Here is a 15,192-nt window from a genome sequence, read left to right as displayed (position 1 = left end):
TGTTCTTGAAACTTCTACGAGGCAATTCCGTGACCGGATCACTTCCGCCCCTTACTCTTGTCATCGGCGGCGCCCGGTCGGGGAAATCCTCCTTTGCCGAGCGCCTGATTACTGCCACCAGCCGCCCCCGCCGCTACATCGCCACCGCCGAGGCCTGGGACGACGAGATGCGCGAGCGCATTGCCCAGCACCGTCAGGACCGGGGCGCCGCCTGGACCACGGTCGAAGCGCCCCTCGATCTTCCCGCCGCCCTGGCCGAGGCCAGGCCCGACGAAGCCGTCCTTGTCGATTGCGCCACGCTTTGGCTGACGAACCACTTGCTTGCCGACCACGACCTTGCGACCGAGGCCGATGGGCTGATCCTCGCGCTTGCCAGTTGCAAGGCACCCGTCGTCGTGGTTACCAACGAGACAGGCTGGGGCATTGTTCCCGAGAATGCGCTGGCCCGGCGCTTCCGCGATGAACAAGGCCGCCTGAACCGGCGGGTTGCAACCGCCGCAGACCTCGTGGTCACCGTGATCGCGGGCCTGCCCTTGGTGCTGAAGGGCACGCTCCCCTGACACAAGGTGGGCAGGATTGCCCACCCTACGCCCGCAACTTTCCTGACTCCGAGATCTTCATGACCCGCTTCTGGCTTGTCCGCCACGGCCCCACCCATGCGAAAGCGATGATCGGCTGGACCGATCTGCCCGCAGACCTGTCGGACCATGCCGCACTGGCCCGGCTTTCCGACCACCTTCCAGCCGATGCCCCGGTGATCTCCTCGGATCTCTCCCGCGCCATCGCCACTGCGGATGCCCTTGGCCCGCGTCCCCGCCTGCCCCATGATCCGGGATTGCGCGAGATCCACTTCGGCCAGTGGGAAAGCCGCGGCTTTGCCGAGGTCGAGGCGGAAACACCCGACCTGATCCGCGCCTTCTGGGAAACGCCCGGCGACGTCCGCCCGCCCGAGGGGGAAAGCTGGAACGACCTGACCGCGCGCAGCTGGGCCGCGCTGGACCGCCTGGACGGTCACAGCGCCGACCTGATCGTCGTGGCCCATTTCGGCCCGATCCTCGCTGCCGTGCAACGCGCCGGCCGCATGACCGCCCCCGAGGTCTTTGCGCACAAGATCGACAATCTTTCGGTCACCTGCCTGACCATCGCCCCGCCGACAGTCCATTCGGTCAATCACCGTCCGTGATGCCCCCCCGCACAAATCAGCGTTTCCCTTTCCCGTCGGCCTGCGCTTCATTGGGGAAAAAGGACACCCTCCATGACCTATGATCTCGTGATCGGCGACCGGGCCTATTCCAGCTGGTCCTTGCGCGGCTGGCTGCTTTTCGATGCGTTCGACATCCCCGTGCGCACCCTCTCGGCCCGGCTCTATACCGATGAACTTGCCACCGTCCTGCGCGACTTCTTTCCGGCGAAGACCGCTCCGACGATGCGCACGCCTGATGGGTCCGTCATCCCCGAGACCATTGCCATCGCCGAGGAACTGGCCACCCGCCACCCGGAGGCCGGGATCTGGCCCGCCGACCCCCATGCCCGCGCCACCGCCCGGGTCCTGGCCGCCGAGATGCACGCGGGCTTCACCGCGCTGCGGTCCTACTGCCCGATGAACCTGCGCGTCAGCTACACCGATTGCCAGCCGCCGCCCGAAGTGCTGGCCGACCTCCGCCGCCTGGAAACCCTGTGGTCCTGGGCGCGCGAGACGACGAAATCCACCACGCCCTGGCTCTGCGGTGCCTATTCCGCCGCGGATGCCTTCTTCGCCCCCGTCGCCACCCGGATCGCCACCTACAACCTGCCCGTCGATGCCAGCGCGACGGTCTATGTAAACGCCCACCTCGCGCATCCCAGCTTTCGCCGCTGGCGCGCGATGGGCCTGGTCGATGGCGCGGATCAGGAGTTCTACCGCCGCGACTATCCGCGCCGCGACTGGCCGGGCCCGGTCCCTCTGCCGGCCAGGGCTGCCGACTGTTCCGATACGGTGAACGCGACTTGCCCCTATTCCGGCAAGCCGGTCACCCATGCGCTGGAGCTCTATGGTCGCCGCTACGGTTTCTGCAACGCCTTCTGCCGCGACAAGACCATCGCCGATGCCGAAGCCTGGCCGAAGTTCATGGCCCTTTACCACTCGTAAACCATTTCACCCTACCCGTTAACCAAGGTGAATCGGGTGGGGCGGAATGCAGGAAAGTCGCGGGATACAAAACTTAGCCGGGACGAGGGCCCAGGCCTTTCACTTTTGCCCAAGTATCCCCGCCGGAGGCGCGACAGGGTTAGCGCCATCGGGTCGCGCAAACCCTGTCGCGGCCGAGCCTCTGTGCGCCCTTCGCGCGCAGAGGCGAGATAAAAGCCTTGCGCGGCACGCGCTCCTTGCAAGAACCGCCCCCACCCACCGGCGCGCCGCATGACTGCCCGCGCCTATACCGTCGCCTTCGAAGGGGTCGACGCCCGGCTGGTCGAGGTGCAATGCGCTGTCTCCCCGGGCTCGCCTTCCTTCACCCTCGTGGGCCTGCCCGACAAGGCGGTGACCGAGGCGAAGGAACGTGTCCGTGCCGCCCTGCAGGCCCTGTCGATCGCGCTGCCGGCCAAGCGGATTACCGTCAATCTTTCGCCCGCCGACCTGCCCAAGGAGGGTTCGCACTTCGATCTCCCCATCGCCGTCGCGCTTCTTGCGGCGCTGGAAATCATCCCGCGCGAGGACGTCGAGGGCACCGTCGCCTTGGGGGAACTTTCGCTCGACGGCCGCCTTGTCCCGGTCGCCGGGGCGCTGCCGGCAGCGATGGCCGCCGCAGTGGAGGACCGCGCCCTTCTTTGTCCCAAGGCCTGCGGGGCCGAAGCCGCCTGGGTCGGTGCGACGCAGGTTCTTGCCGCCGCTTCGCTCGAAGAGGTGCTCCACCATTACACTGGTCGTACCCCCCTCGTGCCTGCCGAAGCCGGCGAGGTCACGCGCACCGCAAGCCCCCGCGACTTCCGCGAAGTGAAGGGCCAGGAGCGCGCCAAGCGGGCGCTCGAAATCGCCGCCGCCGGGCGGCATCATCTCTTCATGGTCGGGACCCCCGGCTCCGGGAAATCCATGCTGGCGGCCCGTCTGCCCGGCATCCTGCCTCCGCTCTCCGCGCCCGAGGCGCTGGAAACCTCGATGATCCATTCGCTTGCGGGCCTCTTGACCGAAGGCGGCATCTCGCGTGACCGCCCGTTCCGCGAGCCGCACCATACCGCATCGATGGCCGCGATCGTCGGCGGCGGGCGCGGCGCGAAACCGGGCGAGATTTCCCTCGCCCACAACGGCGTCCTCTTTCTGGACGAGTTTCCCGAATTTCCCCGCACCGTCCTAGACACGCTCCGCCAGCCGATCGAGACCGGGACCGTCATGGTCGCCCGCGCCAACGCCCATATCCGCTACCCCTGCCGGTTCCTCCTGATCGCCGCCGCGAACCCCTGCAAATGCGGCTACCTGTCAGACCCGAACCGCGCCTGCGGCCGCGCGCCGATCTGTGGCGAGGATTATCTGGGCCGCATTTCCGGCCCTCTGATCGACCGCTTCGACCTGCGGGTCGAGGTGCCCCCCGTCGCTTTTGCCGACCTGGACTTGCCGGCATCGGGCGAAAGCTCTGCCACCATCGCCGCACGCGTCGCCGCCGCCCGCGACCGCCAGACCGCCCGCTTCACCGAGGCGCCCGGGCTTCGCGTCAACGCGGATCTGGAAGGCTCAGCTCTTGAAGAGCACGCCGCCCCCGACGCGGAGGGCAAGGCGCTCATCTCCCGCGTGGCCGAGCGGATGGGGCTGTCCGCCCGCGGCTATCACCGCGTCCTGCGCGTAGCCCGCACCATCGCCGATCTTGATGAAAGCGCTGCGGTCCGCAAACCGCACATCGCCGAAGCAATCAGCTTCCGGCTTTCTTCGGCGGTCGGTGGGCTCTGACCACAGCGAGGAGTGACGCAGTCATCGACGAGCGGCCCGCGAAGAGCACCTTCAGGCGATCAGCATCTCGATCCCGCGCGCGCGGAAAGCATTCGCATCCGCCTCGGAAATCCCGCTGTCGGTGACGAAGGAGTGGATCATTTCCAGCGATCCCAGACGGGTGAAGCTGGACTTGTTGATCTTGGTGCTGTCGGCAACCAGGTAGACGCGCGACGCCGCCTTGATCATCGCCTCCTTCAGCTGAAGGTCGGCGAAGGACGGATAGGTCAGCCCGGCATCCAGCGCGACCCCTGCCGTGGCCAGGAACAGCTTTCCCGCAAAGATGTTGCGGAAGTATTCCACCGATTTGTCGCCGGACAGCGACAAGGTCGGAGCCTTGAACTGGCCCCCCGGCATATGGACCGCATTCCCCGGAACCGCGCCCAGGATGATCGCGATGTTCAGTGCGTTGGTGATCACCGTAAGGTTCTTGCGCGACACCAGCCGCAGCGCGATTTCCGTCGTCGTCGTGCCCGCATCCAGAATGATCGTCTCGCCGTCCTTTACCAGGTCCGCCGCCATCGCCCCGATCCGGCGCTTCTCTTCCATGTTGTCCTGGTGGTGCAGCGTCATCGTGCCGACCTGCGCCGGCACCGTGTTCAGGAAGGCCCCGCCATGTTCGCGGGTGATTTGGCCTTCGGTTTCCAACCGTTCAAGGTCCTGCCGGATCGTGGCCTCGGACACCTGGAATGCCACCGCAAGGTCACGCACGCGGGCGCTGCCTTCCTCTTGAATCCAATCCAGAATCCGCCGTCTGCGCGGCTCGGACAGAAGGCCTGTCACCGGGTCCTGTCGGGCAGCCTCGATTTTCTGTTTCAGCAAATGAGGTCCCCGAAGTGAAGGTGAACGAACCCTACCGTAATCGAACGGAACCGAAAAACCAACGGCCTCAACGGCCCACCGCAGCCTCCTGCGCCAGCGCCACCCGCGCCTGCAACCGGCTTTGCGCCTGGTCGATCACCACCGCCAGCACGATGACGACGCCCTTGATCACCGTCTGCCAGAAACTGGACACGCCCATCATGATCAGCCCGTCGGACAGGATGCCGATGACGAAGGCACCGATGATCGTCCCGAAGATGCGCCCCCGCCCGCCCGACATCGAGGTTCCGCCCAAGACCGCCGCCGCGATGGCGTTCAGCTCGAACGTCTCCCCCGTCGCGGGATGCGCGGCCTGCAATTGGCTGGCGATGATGATCCCCACCAGCCCCGCGCAGAAGCCCGAGAACATGTAGACGAACAGCTTCACCCGGTCGACCTTGACCCCGGAAAGCGCCGCCCCCCGCTCGTTCCCGCCGACCGCATAGATGTGCCGCCCCAAAGGTGTCCGGCGCGAGACGTAATGCGCCCCCAGCGCCACCGCGACCAGAAGCCAGATCATCACCGGCAGGCCCAGCAGGTTTCCCGTCCCGATCACGGGAAAGCTCGCGGTCCCCATCTCGGCGGTCCCCGACAGGTTCGGAAAGGTCCGCCCTTCGGACGACAGCAGCGCCGCCCCCCGCGCGATGTAAAGCGTGCCCAAGGTGGCGATGAAGGGGGCCACGTTCAGCCGGGTGATCAGCAACCCGTTGACCAGCCCCACGCCGACACCGACCAGAAGCGTGATCCCGACGATCTCCCAGGTGTTGAACCAGACCGAATAGCCGATCCCAAGGTCGACCCCGTTCAGCACCAGCCACCCGGCCACCATCGCGCAGAGCCCGACGATGGAGCCGACCGACAGGTCGATCCCCCCGGTGATGATGACGAATGTCATCCCGATCGCCAGGAATGCATTCAGCGCCACGTGCTTCGACACGATCACCGCGTTCGCCGCACTCAGGAAGTTGGGCGCCATGACGCTGAAATAGGCCAGCACGAGCAGGAGAGCGACAAAGGTCCGCAAGCGCAGGACCAGAAGCAGCCAGTTCTGCTGGGGTGAGGCGATGGAAGCGGTCATGCGGCTTGGTCCTTCTTGAAACTCGGCGTCGCGGCGGCGATCACAGTGGCGGCTTCGGTGCCGGCCGGGAATTCCCCGGAAATCCGCCCGTTCGCCATGACAAGGATGCGGTCCGACAGCGCCAGCACCTCGTCCAGGTCAGAGGTCACGAAAAGAATGCCGAGGCCCTGCGCCGCAAGGTCGCGCATCGTGCGGAACACCTCGGCCTTGGCGCCGATGTCGATCCCTCGGCTGGGCTCATCCATCAAGAGGATCTTCGGCGAGGTCATCAGCGCCTTGCCGATGACCACCTTCTGCTGGTTGCCGCCCGACAGGCTGGAAACCGGGTTCTCGGGGCTGGCGACCTTGATCGTCAGCCGCTTCACGAACTCCATCGCCTTGGCCGCCTCGGCCTTCAGGTCCAGGTGCATCAGCCGTGTGAACAGCCCCAGCGAGGACAGCGTCAGATTTTCGCGGATCGCCATGATCTGCACCAGCCCGTCACGCTTGCGGTCTTCCGGGATCAGCGCGATCCCCCGCGCAATCCGGCCCGCCACGTCGCGTTCGACCAGCGGAGCGCCTTCGACAAACATCCTGCCGCGCGAGGCCGGGTGCTGCGCCATCACGCATTCCAGAAACTCGGTCCGGCCCGCGCCCATCAGCCCGTAAAGCCCGACGATCTCGCCCTTGCGGACCGAGAGGTTGACATGGTCCACCGCAAAGCCCCCGCCCGCGCGGGGCAGCGTCACGTCCTCGGCCCGGAACACCTCGTCCCCGAAGGCCGCAGCCGTGGTGCGCGGGAATTCCTTGGTCTTCTCCCCGATCATCGCCCGAACGATCCAGGGGATATCCACCCCCGCCATCGCCCGCGACCCGGTGATCTCGCCATCCCGCAGGACGGTGATATAGTCGCCGACGCGGATCAGCTCATCCAGCCGGTGACTGATGTAGACGATCCCCACGCCCTGAGCCTTCAGTTCGGCGATCACCCGGAACAGCACCTCGACCTCTGCCGCCGAAAGCGCACTGGTCGGTTCGTCCAGGATCAATATCCGCGCGTCCTGAGACAGCGCCTTGGCAATCTCCACGATCTGCTGCTGCCCGACCCGCAGATGGTCCAGCGGAGTGTCCGGCGTGATGTCCTGCTCCAGCCGTCGCATGAGGGCTGCCGTCGCGTTTGCCTGAGCGGCCTGGTCGATGTCCACGCCCGCACGGACCGGCTCGTGGCCGATGAAGATGTTCTCGGCCACTGTCAGGTTTGGAAACAGGTTCAGCTCCTGAAAGACGATCCCGATCCCCGCCTTCACCGCGTCGCCCTTCGACCGGAAGTGGACCTCGCGGCCCTCCATCTCGATCCGGCCCTCGGTCAGCGTCTCGACCCCGGCGATCACCTTCATCAGGGTGGACTTCCCCGCCCCGTTCTCACCCACGAGGACATTCACCGCCCCCATCCGCAGGTCGAAATCCACGCCCTTCAAGGCGCGGGTGCCGGGGTAGACCTTCACGCCGCCCCGGATGGTCAGGCCGATCGGATGGTCGGTCATGGTGCGACCGCAAAGGTCACGACCGTCACCAGCCAGGCGTCCCCGACCGCCTTCAGGTCCACTGTTCCGGCGAAGCTGACGGACTTGCCGACCAGTTCACCCTCCGGCACCACCAGAGCGGTCGAAGCCCGGTCATTCAGCGCCCGGGCCAGCTTGGCGAATTCGATCTGGTCGCGGAAATCTCCGAAGCGGTAGAATGGTGCCACATCCCTCAGCGATGATCCCTTGATCACCGGACCCAGTTGCAGCATCACGTCCGCGGCACCATCGCCGTCCGTATCCACCATCGCCTTGCGCGCGCGGGAGGTGAGGTTGGCCTCGACCACCTTCCCCTCGCCCTTCACCGCGAAATTCCACGCCGCACCCTCGCCCGACCCCTTGTTGCCGTGCGCCGCCCCGGCAGCCTCCAGCCCTCCGGCCAAGGCCGCGCGCAGGTCAGCTACCGGCAAAGCCTTGGCGAGCAGCGGCAGAAGCTCGGCGTCATAGGTCTTGTCCAGCAGCGCCGCGATCCGGGCGTCATCCCCGGCCTCACCGGCGACGGCAGCAGCGCCCTCGCCCTCGGCGACGGTCTTGACGATCTTGCAGCCCGGCAGGGCCAGCGCGGCCATCAGGCACAGCGCGACAACATGGGATTTCATGGCGGTCTTCCAATGGAAACACCGGCGCGCGACGATCTCGCGCGCGCCGGGTCGTCGGTCCGTCAGGTTCAGGCGGTCAGCGCGAAGGTTTCCAGCTTTGCGGCATTGTCCGCATTCACCAGAACGCAGTCCATCAGCTGCTTTTCGTCCACGCCGGTCGCGCCTTCGGCCAGGAACTTGTCCGCCTGCTCGACGGCCATCTGCGCCTGAGCGTAGGCGGGCTGCAGGACGGTGGCCTTGATGCCGCCCTTCAGGATGCTGTCGCGCACGTCGTTCGAGCCGTCAAAGCCCACGACGATCACGTCGGTCCGGCCCGCAGCCTCAAGCGCGGCCCAGGCACCCATCGCCATCGTGTCGTTGCCCGAGATCACACCCTTGATGCCCGGGTTCGCCTGCAGCATCGATTCCATGACCGTATAGGCCTCGGTCTGCGACCAGTTGGCGGTCTGACGCGCCACTGATTTCAGGTCCGGGTACTGCGAGATCACGTCGGCATAGCCCTTGGACCGGATGCCCGCGTTGGTGTCGGATTCCTTGCCGACCAGCTCGGCATACTCTCCCGTTTCGCCCATCAGCTTGACGAACTCCTCGGCGCCCAGCTGCGCGCCCTGGTAGTTGTTCGACACGATCTGGCTGACGGCCACGCCGGTCGCGGTGATCTCGCGGTCGATCAGGAAGGACGGGATGCCCGCATCCTTGGCCTTCTGGACGGCGGCCACGGAAGCATCGGCGCCCGCGTTGTCCAGGATGATCGCCTTGACGCCCGCGGCGATGGCGCTGTCGAACAGTTCGTTCTGCTTGTTGGCGTCGTCGTCGTGCACCAGCACCATGACTTCGTAGCCCAGTTCGGCGGCCTTTGCGGCGGCCCCATCGGCTTCGGCCTTGAAGAACGGGTTGTCATGGCTGGGGGTGATGATCGCGATGATGCCCTTGGCTTGCGCAAAAGACAGCGTCGGCAGGATGCCCGAGACAGCAGCCGTCAGGCTGCCTACGAAGAGGCGGCGGTTCAGATTCATTTCGTCCTCCCTTTCAAACGATATCGATAAGATTCGATTCGCTGGGATACATGCATCCGGTCCGCTCATATCATTGTCAATTGCTTTCTATTGCTTTCGATCATTTAGCTTGCCGCATCGGTTTTCTCAGGCGAACATCCGTGGACAGGGCTGCGTCCGGTTTCTGCGCTTGTGCAAATGGATCAGTCGAGATAAAAACACATCAATCGAAACTATTCGAAACAGCTTGTGAGTATCGAACACAGGCCGCGGAGGGGAACCATGTCCACCATCTTCCAGCGCCGGATCAGTCTTGGCGTCGTCATCGGCAGCCGCGCCTTCTTCAGCCCGGCCCCCTGCAAGGCCGCGCGCGATGACGTGCTGGCGCAATTGGCAAAGCTGAACATCGACGCGGTCATCCTGCCCTTCGAGGCGACCGCCAACGGTGCCGTGCAATCCATCGCCGATGCCGACCTTTACGCAGCCCATTTCAAGGCGAATGCCGACAAGATCGACGGGCTGGTGATCTGCCTGCCGAACTTCGGCGACGAGATCGCCGTCGCCGAACTTGTCAACCGCGCCCGTCTGAACGTGCCCATCCTCTTGCAGGCGTCCAACGACGAGGTCGCGAAGGTTTCCGTTTCCGAACGCCGCGACGCGTTCTGCGGCAAGATCAGCGTGACCAACAACTTCTGGCAGTACGGCGTCCCGTTCACCGAGACGACGAGCCACACCTGCGACACCTGGGGTGAGGAATTCGGCCGCGACTTAGACCGTTTCGCCCGGGTCTGCCGCACCGTGAAGGGCCTGCGCAACGCCCGCCTCGGCTCCATCGGGGCACGGACCGGCGCGTTCCAGACCATGCGCTACAGTGAAAAACTGCTGCAAGCGGCTGGCGTCACTGTCGTGACCGTCGACCTCAGCGAAATGATGGGGGCCGCCTCCGCAATCCAGCCCGACGATCCGGCCCTTCTGACCACCCTTCAGAAGGTCAAGACCTACGGTAACATCCCGGCCCACATCCAGCCCGCCCAGATCGAGAAACAAGCCCGCTGGACCCTCGCCGTCAACCGCTGGATCGCCGAGAACGGCTGCGACGCCTCGGCCATCCAGTGCTGGCGGTCCCTGCAGGACAACTTCGGCTGTGCCACCTGCCTGACCATGTCGATGATGGGCGAAGACCTGATGCCCTCGGCCTGCGAGGTCGACATCATCGGCGCGCTCTCCATGTACACCCTCGCGCTGGCCTCCGGCGCGCCGCCCGCTATCCTCGACTGGAACAACAACTACGCCTACGAGGAAGACCTCTGCGTCTGCACCCATTGCGGCAACTTCCCGAAAACCTTCATCGGCGACACACCCGAGGTGGGCGAACTGGATGTGCTGGGCGAAAGCATCGGCCGGTCGAAATGCTTCGGTGCGGTCAAGGGCAAGGTCAAACCCGGCCCGATGACCTACTTCCGCCTCTCCACCGACGACCGGCGCGGCACGGTGAAGTGCTACCTTGGGCAGGGCGAGTTCACCGACCACCCCTTCGGCATGGACGGCGGCATCGCCACCACGCGCGTGCAAGGCCTCCGCAAACTTCTGAAGTTCGTGACGCAAAACGGCTTCGAACACCACGTCGCGATGGTCCGCGGCCACCACGCCGATGTGGTGAACGAGGCCGTCACCCGCTACCTCGGCTGGCCGATCTACCACCACGGCGGCGAACCCGAGCCGCAACTTTTCCTCCCGAACCGGTTCTGAAAACATGCTGACAAACGACAAGCTCCCCTTGATCCGGGACAAGGCGCTCTGGATGCGCCGGACCGCCTTCACGATGGTCCACCGCGCCCAGCTTGGGCACCCCGGCGGCGACTTCTCGGCGATGGACATCCTCGCCACGCTTTACTTCGGCGTGCTGAACTATGACCCCACCCGCCCCGACATGCCCGAGCGTGACCGTTTCGTCATGTCCAAGGGCCACGCCACCGGCGCGCTCTATTCCGCCCTCTGCGCGGCGGGATACTTCCCCGAGGACTGGCTTCCCACCTACATGCAGCCAAAGTCGCTTCTGAACGGCCACCCGAACCGCAACTACCTGCCAGGGGTGGAAACCAACACCGGCCCCCTCGGCCACGGCTTCCCCGTCGCCACCGGCATCGCCATCGCGGGCCAGATCACCGGCGCCAGCTACCGCACCTTTGTCCTGACCGGCGACGGCGAGCAGCAGGAAGGCTCGAACTGGGAGGCCGCGATGGTCGCGGGCCACCGCAAGCTGGCGAACCTGACCCTGATCATCGACCGCAATCGCCTGCAACAGGGCGCCGGAACCGAGGAAACCTCGGGCCTCGACCCCCTGGACGACAAGTACCGCGCCTTTGGCTTCGACGTGCAAGAGGTCGACGGCCACGACCATGCCGCCCTCTTGGCCGTGCTTGGCGCGTCTCCGGGCACCAAACCGCGCTGCGTGATCGCCAACACCACCAAGGGCAAAGGCGTCTCCTTCATGGAAGGTGTCGCCTCCTGGCACCACGGAGTTCCCAATGCCGCGCAGTACGAACAAGCGATGAAGGAATTGGTCTGATGGCAACCGCCGCCCCCACCGCCGCCGGCTTCCAGGACTGCCGCAACGCCTGGGTTGCCACACTGGAACAACTGGCCGAAGCCGACCCCCGCATCGTTGCCGTCGTCAACGACTCCGTCGGATCGTCCAAGCTGAACAGCTTCCAGAAGAAGTTCCCCGACCGCCTGATCAACGTCGGCATCGCCGAACAGGTGATGGTCGGCGTGGGCGCGGGCCTTGCCAACGGCGGCCGCATTCCCTTTGTCTCCGCCGCCTCCTGCTTTCTGACCGGGCGTGCGCTGGAACAGGTCAAGGCCGACATCGCCTATTCCAGCTTCAACGTGAAGCTCGTCGGCCAGTCCTCCGGCATCGCCTACGGAGAGCTTGGCGCCACCCACCACTCCATCGAGGATTTCGCCTGGCTGCGGCCGCTGACGAACCTCACCATCATCGTCCCCGCCGACGCCTGGGAAACCGCGGAAGCGGTGAAGTGGGCCGCGCGGCACGAAGGACCGGTCTACCTGCGCCTGTCCCGGATGCCGGTCCCTGACCTCAATATCCCCGACCGCCAGTTCCGCCCCGGCCATGCCGAAATCGTGCACGAGGGGTCCGACCTTGCGATCATCGCTTGCGGCACCACCGTCCACCTTGCCGCTTCCGCGGCCGACCTCCTCAAGGCCGAAGGCATCCAGGCCCGCGTCCTGAACTTCTCCACCATCAACCCGCTGGACGAAGCCGCTCTCCACGCCGCCGCCGCGACCGGCGCGATCGTGACGGTCGAGGAGGCCTCCATTCGCGGCGGCCTCGGCGGCGCGGTGGCCGAGTTCACGTCCGCGAACAAGCCCGTCCCCGTCGAACGCGTCGGCTTTCCCGGCTTCCTGCCCACCGGCTCTACCGACTGGCTCTTCCAGGAATACGGCCTGAGCCCCGAGGGCATCGCCGCCGCCGCCCACCGCGCGCTTGCCCGCAAGGCCTGAGCGATGCGTGTCCTCGCCATCGACCAGGGCACCACGAACACCAAGGCGCTGCTGATTGACCAGACCGGCAGCATCCTCGCCCGCGCCGCGGCGCCCCTGACCACCAGCTACCCCCACCTTGGTTGGGCCGAGCAATCCGCGTCCGACATCTGGGCCTCGGTCCAGCAGGTCATCGCGAAGATCGTCGGGCAGGCTGGAACCCCGGACGCCATCGCCATCGCCAACCAGCGCGAGACGCTGGTCCTTTGGGACAGCGCCACCAGCAAGCCGATCTGCCCCGCCCCGATCTGGCAATGCCGCCGCACCGCCGAGGACTGCGCGGCGCTTGTCTCGACTGGACACGACCCCGCCGTAGTCGCCGCGACGGGCCTTGGCATCAACCCGCTTTTCCCGGCTTCGAAACTGGCCTGGGTGCTGCGGAACGTTCCCTCCGCCGCTCCACTGCATGCGGAAGGCCGCCTGCGCGCGGGGACCGTGGATGCCTGGCTTCTCTGGAACCTGACCGGGGGCGCAAGTTTTGCGACCGACCATTCCAACGCCAGCCGGACGCAGTTGTTCGACACCCGCAGTCTGACCTTCTCTGCCGACCTCGGCGCGATCTTCGGGGCCCCGGTTGACTGCCTGCCAGTCCCGCTGCCGTCAGACAGCCGGTTCGGCACCACCGCCGCAGGTGCCACCGCCCTGCCCGAAGGCGTCCCGATCCAGGCCATGATGGGGGACAGCCATGCCGCCCTCTATGGCCACGGCATCCGCGCGCCGGGGGCGGTGAAGGCGACCTATGGAACCGGATCCTCGCTGATGACCCTGACCCCGGTCCGGACTGCCTCCCGTCACGGACTTTCCGGGACCATCGCCTGGACCGACCGGAACGGGACGGCCCATGCGCTGGAGGGCAACATCACCGTCTCAGCGCAGGCGGCGGCGTTCATGGCGGGGCTACTGGGATTGAAGGATGCCGCCGCGTTGTCGGATCTGGCCCAGACCGTTCCGGACGCGGGGGGCGTGACCTTCGTTCCGGCCCTGGCTGGCCTTGGGGCGCCGCACTGGAACGACGGGGCGCGGGGGATCGTCGCGGGCATGACCCACGGGACCACGCCGGCCCACCTGGCCCGGGCGACCTTCGAGGCGATTGCCCAGCAGATCGCGGACGTCCTTCAGGCGATGGAGGCGGATGTCGGGCAGCCCTTGGCGGAGCTGCGGGCGGATGGGGGGGCTTCGGGGAACGGGTTCCTGATGCAGCTTCAGGCGGACCTGATCGGTCGGCCTGTCCTGGTCTCGGGAATCGAGGAGATCGGGGCCTTCGGGGCGGCGGCGATGGCGATGGCCGGGCTGGGGGTCAGCCTGACCCTGCCCGAGGGCGGGACCGTTCTGACCCCGGCAATGTCGACAGAAGTCCGGGCCGGACTGCGGGATCAGTGGGCGGCGGCGGTGCGGCAGGCGATGGGCTGACGAGGGCGATCCGCAGACCTGCCCGCGTGCGGGCAGGTTTCAATGCGTTGCCTTTCAAGGACTTGGGTGCCGGCGTTCAGTGTTTGTTAACGCTTCCGGCACCCGGCTCGTTCGGGAAAAGATGCGCCTTGTCCGGGTCAAAATCCAGGTTCATCTGCGCGCCGATATCGAAGACGGCATCCTGCGACAGGGCCGCGATCAGCGGATTGCCGTCCTTGAGCGCGATCTCCACCACCGTCTCGGCCCCCAGTCGTTCGGTCAGTGCCACCGCGCCATGCAAGCGCCCTGCCCCTTGCGCCACCGCCAGATACTGCGGCCGCAGGCCCAGGATGGCCTCGTCGCCAACCTTGAAGAGCGCGCGTTTGCCTGAAACCTCGACCGGGTCCAAGGCACCGTTCGACACCAGCACCTTGCCACCGTTGACGCCCTGCACCTTGACCTTCAGGAAGTTCATCGACGGCGCACCCAGGAAACCTGCCACGAACAGGTTCGCCGGATCGTGGTAGAGGTCCATCGGCGCGCCGATCTGCATGACCTGACCGTCTTTCAAAACAACGATCTTGTCGGCCAGCGTCATCGCCTCGACCTGGTCGTGGGTCACGTAGACCATCGTGGCGCCAAGCTGCTGGTGGAGCTTGCCGATCTCCATCCGCATGTCCATCCGCAGGGCAGCGTCAAGGTTGGACAGGGGCTCGTCGAACAGGAACACCTGCGGCTTGCGCACGATGGCGCGACCGATGGCGACGCGCTGGCGCTGGCCGCCGGACAGCTGGCTGGGGCGGCGGTCCAGAAGATGCTCCATCTGCAGGATGCGCGCGGCCTCGGCGACCTTGGCGTCCTTTTCTTCCTTCGACGCGCCCGAGATCGTCAGGCCGAAGGCCACGTTCTCGCGCACCGTCATATGCGGGAAGATCGCGTAGGACTGGAACACCATCGCCACGCCGCGCTGTGCGGGCGGCAGTTCGTTCACGACCTTTTCCCCGATCTGCAATTCGCCCGAGGAGATGTCCTCCAACCCCGCGATCATGCGCAGAAGGGTGGATTTCCCGCAGCCCGAGGGGCCGACGAAGACGCAGAACTCGCCGTCGTCGATCTCGATGTCGACACCCTTGATCACATGGGTCGACCCGTAGCTTTTCTTCAGGTTCTTGAGGGAAATCCGTGCCAT

Annotated in this window: 14 protein-coding genes; 8 read left to right on the top strand and 6 right to left on the bottom strand. The window is 66.1% G+C overall.

The features are described from left to right. Positions 1-29 precede the first annotated feature (29 nt). From cobU to Q0C42_RS08940, 4 genes are all read left to right on the top strand, one after another. Entirely contained in the window at positions 30-560 is a 531-nt protein-coding gene (gene cobU, locus Q0C42_RS08955) for a bifunctional adenosylcobinamide kinase/adenosylcobinamide-phosphate guanylyltransferase (protein WP_295074494.1), read from the top strand. A 59-nt stretch (positions 561-619) separates the two neighbouring features. Further along, the gene (locus Q0C42_RS08950) at positions 620-1,183 is read left to right on the top strand and encodes a histidine phosphatase family protein (RefSeq protein WP_295074493.1); all 564 of its coding nucleotides are present in this window, start codon (positions 620-622) and stop codon (positions 1,181-1,183) included. A 72-nt stretch (positions 1,184-1,255) separates the two neighbouring features. Next, positions 1,256-2,128 (top strand): glutathione S-transferase, encoded by an 873-nt coding sequence (locus Q0C42_RS08945; RefSeq protein ID WP_295074492.1) that lies wholly within the window; start codon positions 1,256-1,258, stop codon positions 2,126-2,128. 270 nt (positions 2,129-2,398) lie between these two features. Beyond that, positions 2,399-3,916 (top strand): YifB family Mg chelatase-like AAA ATPase, encoded by a 1,518-nt coding sequence (locus tag Q0C42_RS08940; RefSeq protein ID WP_295074491.1) that lies wholly within the window; start codon positions 2,399-2,401, stop codon positions 3,914-3,916. A gap of 51 nt (positions 3,917-3,967) precedes the next feature. Here the strand turns inward: Q0C42_RS08940 and Q0C42_RS08935 are convergent, their stop codons facing one another. From Q0C42_RS08935 to Q0C42_RS08915, 5 genes are all read right to left on the bottom strand, one after another. Next, positions 3,968-4,777 (bottom strand): DeoR/GlpR family DNA-binding transcription regulator, encoded by an 810-nt coding sequence (locus Q0C42_RS08935; RefSeq protein ID WP_295074490.1) that lies wholly within the window; start codon positions 4,775-4,777, stop codon positions 3,968-3,970. Between the two features lie 67 nt (positions 4,778-4,844). Further along, a complete protein-coding gene (locus Q0C42_RS08930) occupies positions 4,845-5,894 on the bottom strand; it encodes an ABC transporter permease (protein ID WP_295074489.1) in 1,050 nt (349 codons plus the stop codon). Continuing rightward, positions 5,891-7,417, bottom strand: coding sequence for a sugar ABC transporter ATP-binding protein (locus Q0C42_RS08925; RefSeq protein ID WP_295074488.1), 1,527 nt, complete (start codon positions 7,415-7,417; stop codon positions 5,891-5,893). The genes Q0C42_RS08930 and Q0C42_RS08925 overlap by 4 nt, the downstream gene beginning before the upstream one ends. Continuing rightward, positions 7,414-8,055: a DUF2291 family protein gene (locus Q0C42_RS08920; RefSeq protein WP_295074487.1), complete on the bottom strand. Its 642-nt coding sequence runs from the start codon at positions 8,053-8,055 to the stop codon at positions 7,414-7,416. The genes Q0C42_RS08925 and Q0C42_RS08920 overlap by 4 nt, the downstream gene beginning before the upstream one ends. 68 nt (positions 8,056-8,123) lie before the next feature. After that, positions 8,124-9,071 carry a D-ribose ABC transporter substrate-binding protein gene (locus tag Q0C42_RS08915; protein WP_295074486.1) on the bottom strand — a complete coding sequence of 316 codons (948 nt, stop codon included), beginning with the start codon at positions 9,069-9,071 and terminating at the stop codon, positions 8,124-8,126. A 261-nt stretch (positions 9,072-9,332) separates the two neighbouring features. Here Q0C42_RS08915 and Q0C42_RS08910 point away from each other — a divergent pair, with 261 nt between their 5' ends. Genes Q0C42_RS08910 through Q0C42_RS08895 form a run of 4 tightly spaced genes read left to right on the top strand, consistent with a single transcriptional unit; the run spans position 9,333 to position 14,024 of the window. Continuing rightward, positions 9,333-10,799, top strand: coding sequence for a fucose isomerase (locus Q0C42_RS08910; protein ID WP_295074485.1), 1,467 nt, complete (start codon positions 9,333-9,335; stop codon positions 10,797-10,799). A 4-nt stretch (positions 10,800-10,803) separates the two neighbouring features. Then, positions 10,804-11,619, top strand: coding sequence for a transketolase (locus Q0C42_RS08905; protein WP_295074484.1), 816 nt, complete (start codon positions 10,804-10,806; stop codon positions 11,617-11,619). Beyond that, entirely contained in the window at positions 11,619-12,575 is a 957-nt protein-coding gene (locus Q0C42_RS08900; RefSeq protein WP_295074483.1) for a transketolase C-terminal domain-containing protein, read from the top strand. Before Q0C42_RS08905 ends, Q0C42_RS08900 begins: the two co-directional genes overlap by 1 nt. Positions 12,576-12,578: 3 nt before the next feature. After that, entirely contained in the window at positions 12,579-14,024 is a 1,446-nt protein-coding gene (locus Q0C42_RS08895) for an FGGY family carbohydrate kinase (RefSeq protein ID WP_295074482.1), read from the top strand. A gap of 76 nt (positions 14,025-14,100) precedes the next feature. Here Q0C42_RS08895 and Q0C42_RS08890 read toward each other — a convergent pair whose 3' ends face one another. Continuing rightward, positions 14,101-15,192: an ABC transporter ATP-binding protein gene (locus tag Q0C42_RS08890; RefSeq protein ID WP_295074481.1), complete on the bottom strand. Its 1,092-nt coding sequence runs from the start codon at positions 15,190-15,192 to the stop codon at positions 14,101-14,103.

This window comes from Tabrizicola sp., assembly GCF_022842145.1.
GTDB lineage: Bacteria > Pseudomonadota > Alphaproteobacteria > Rhodobacterales > Rhodobacteraceae > Tabrizicola.
This window is presented reverse-complemented; position numbering and strand designations above follow the sequence as displayed.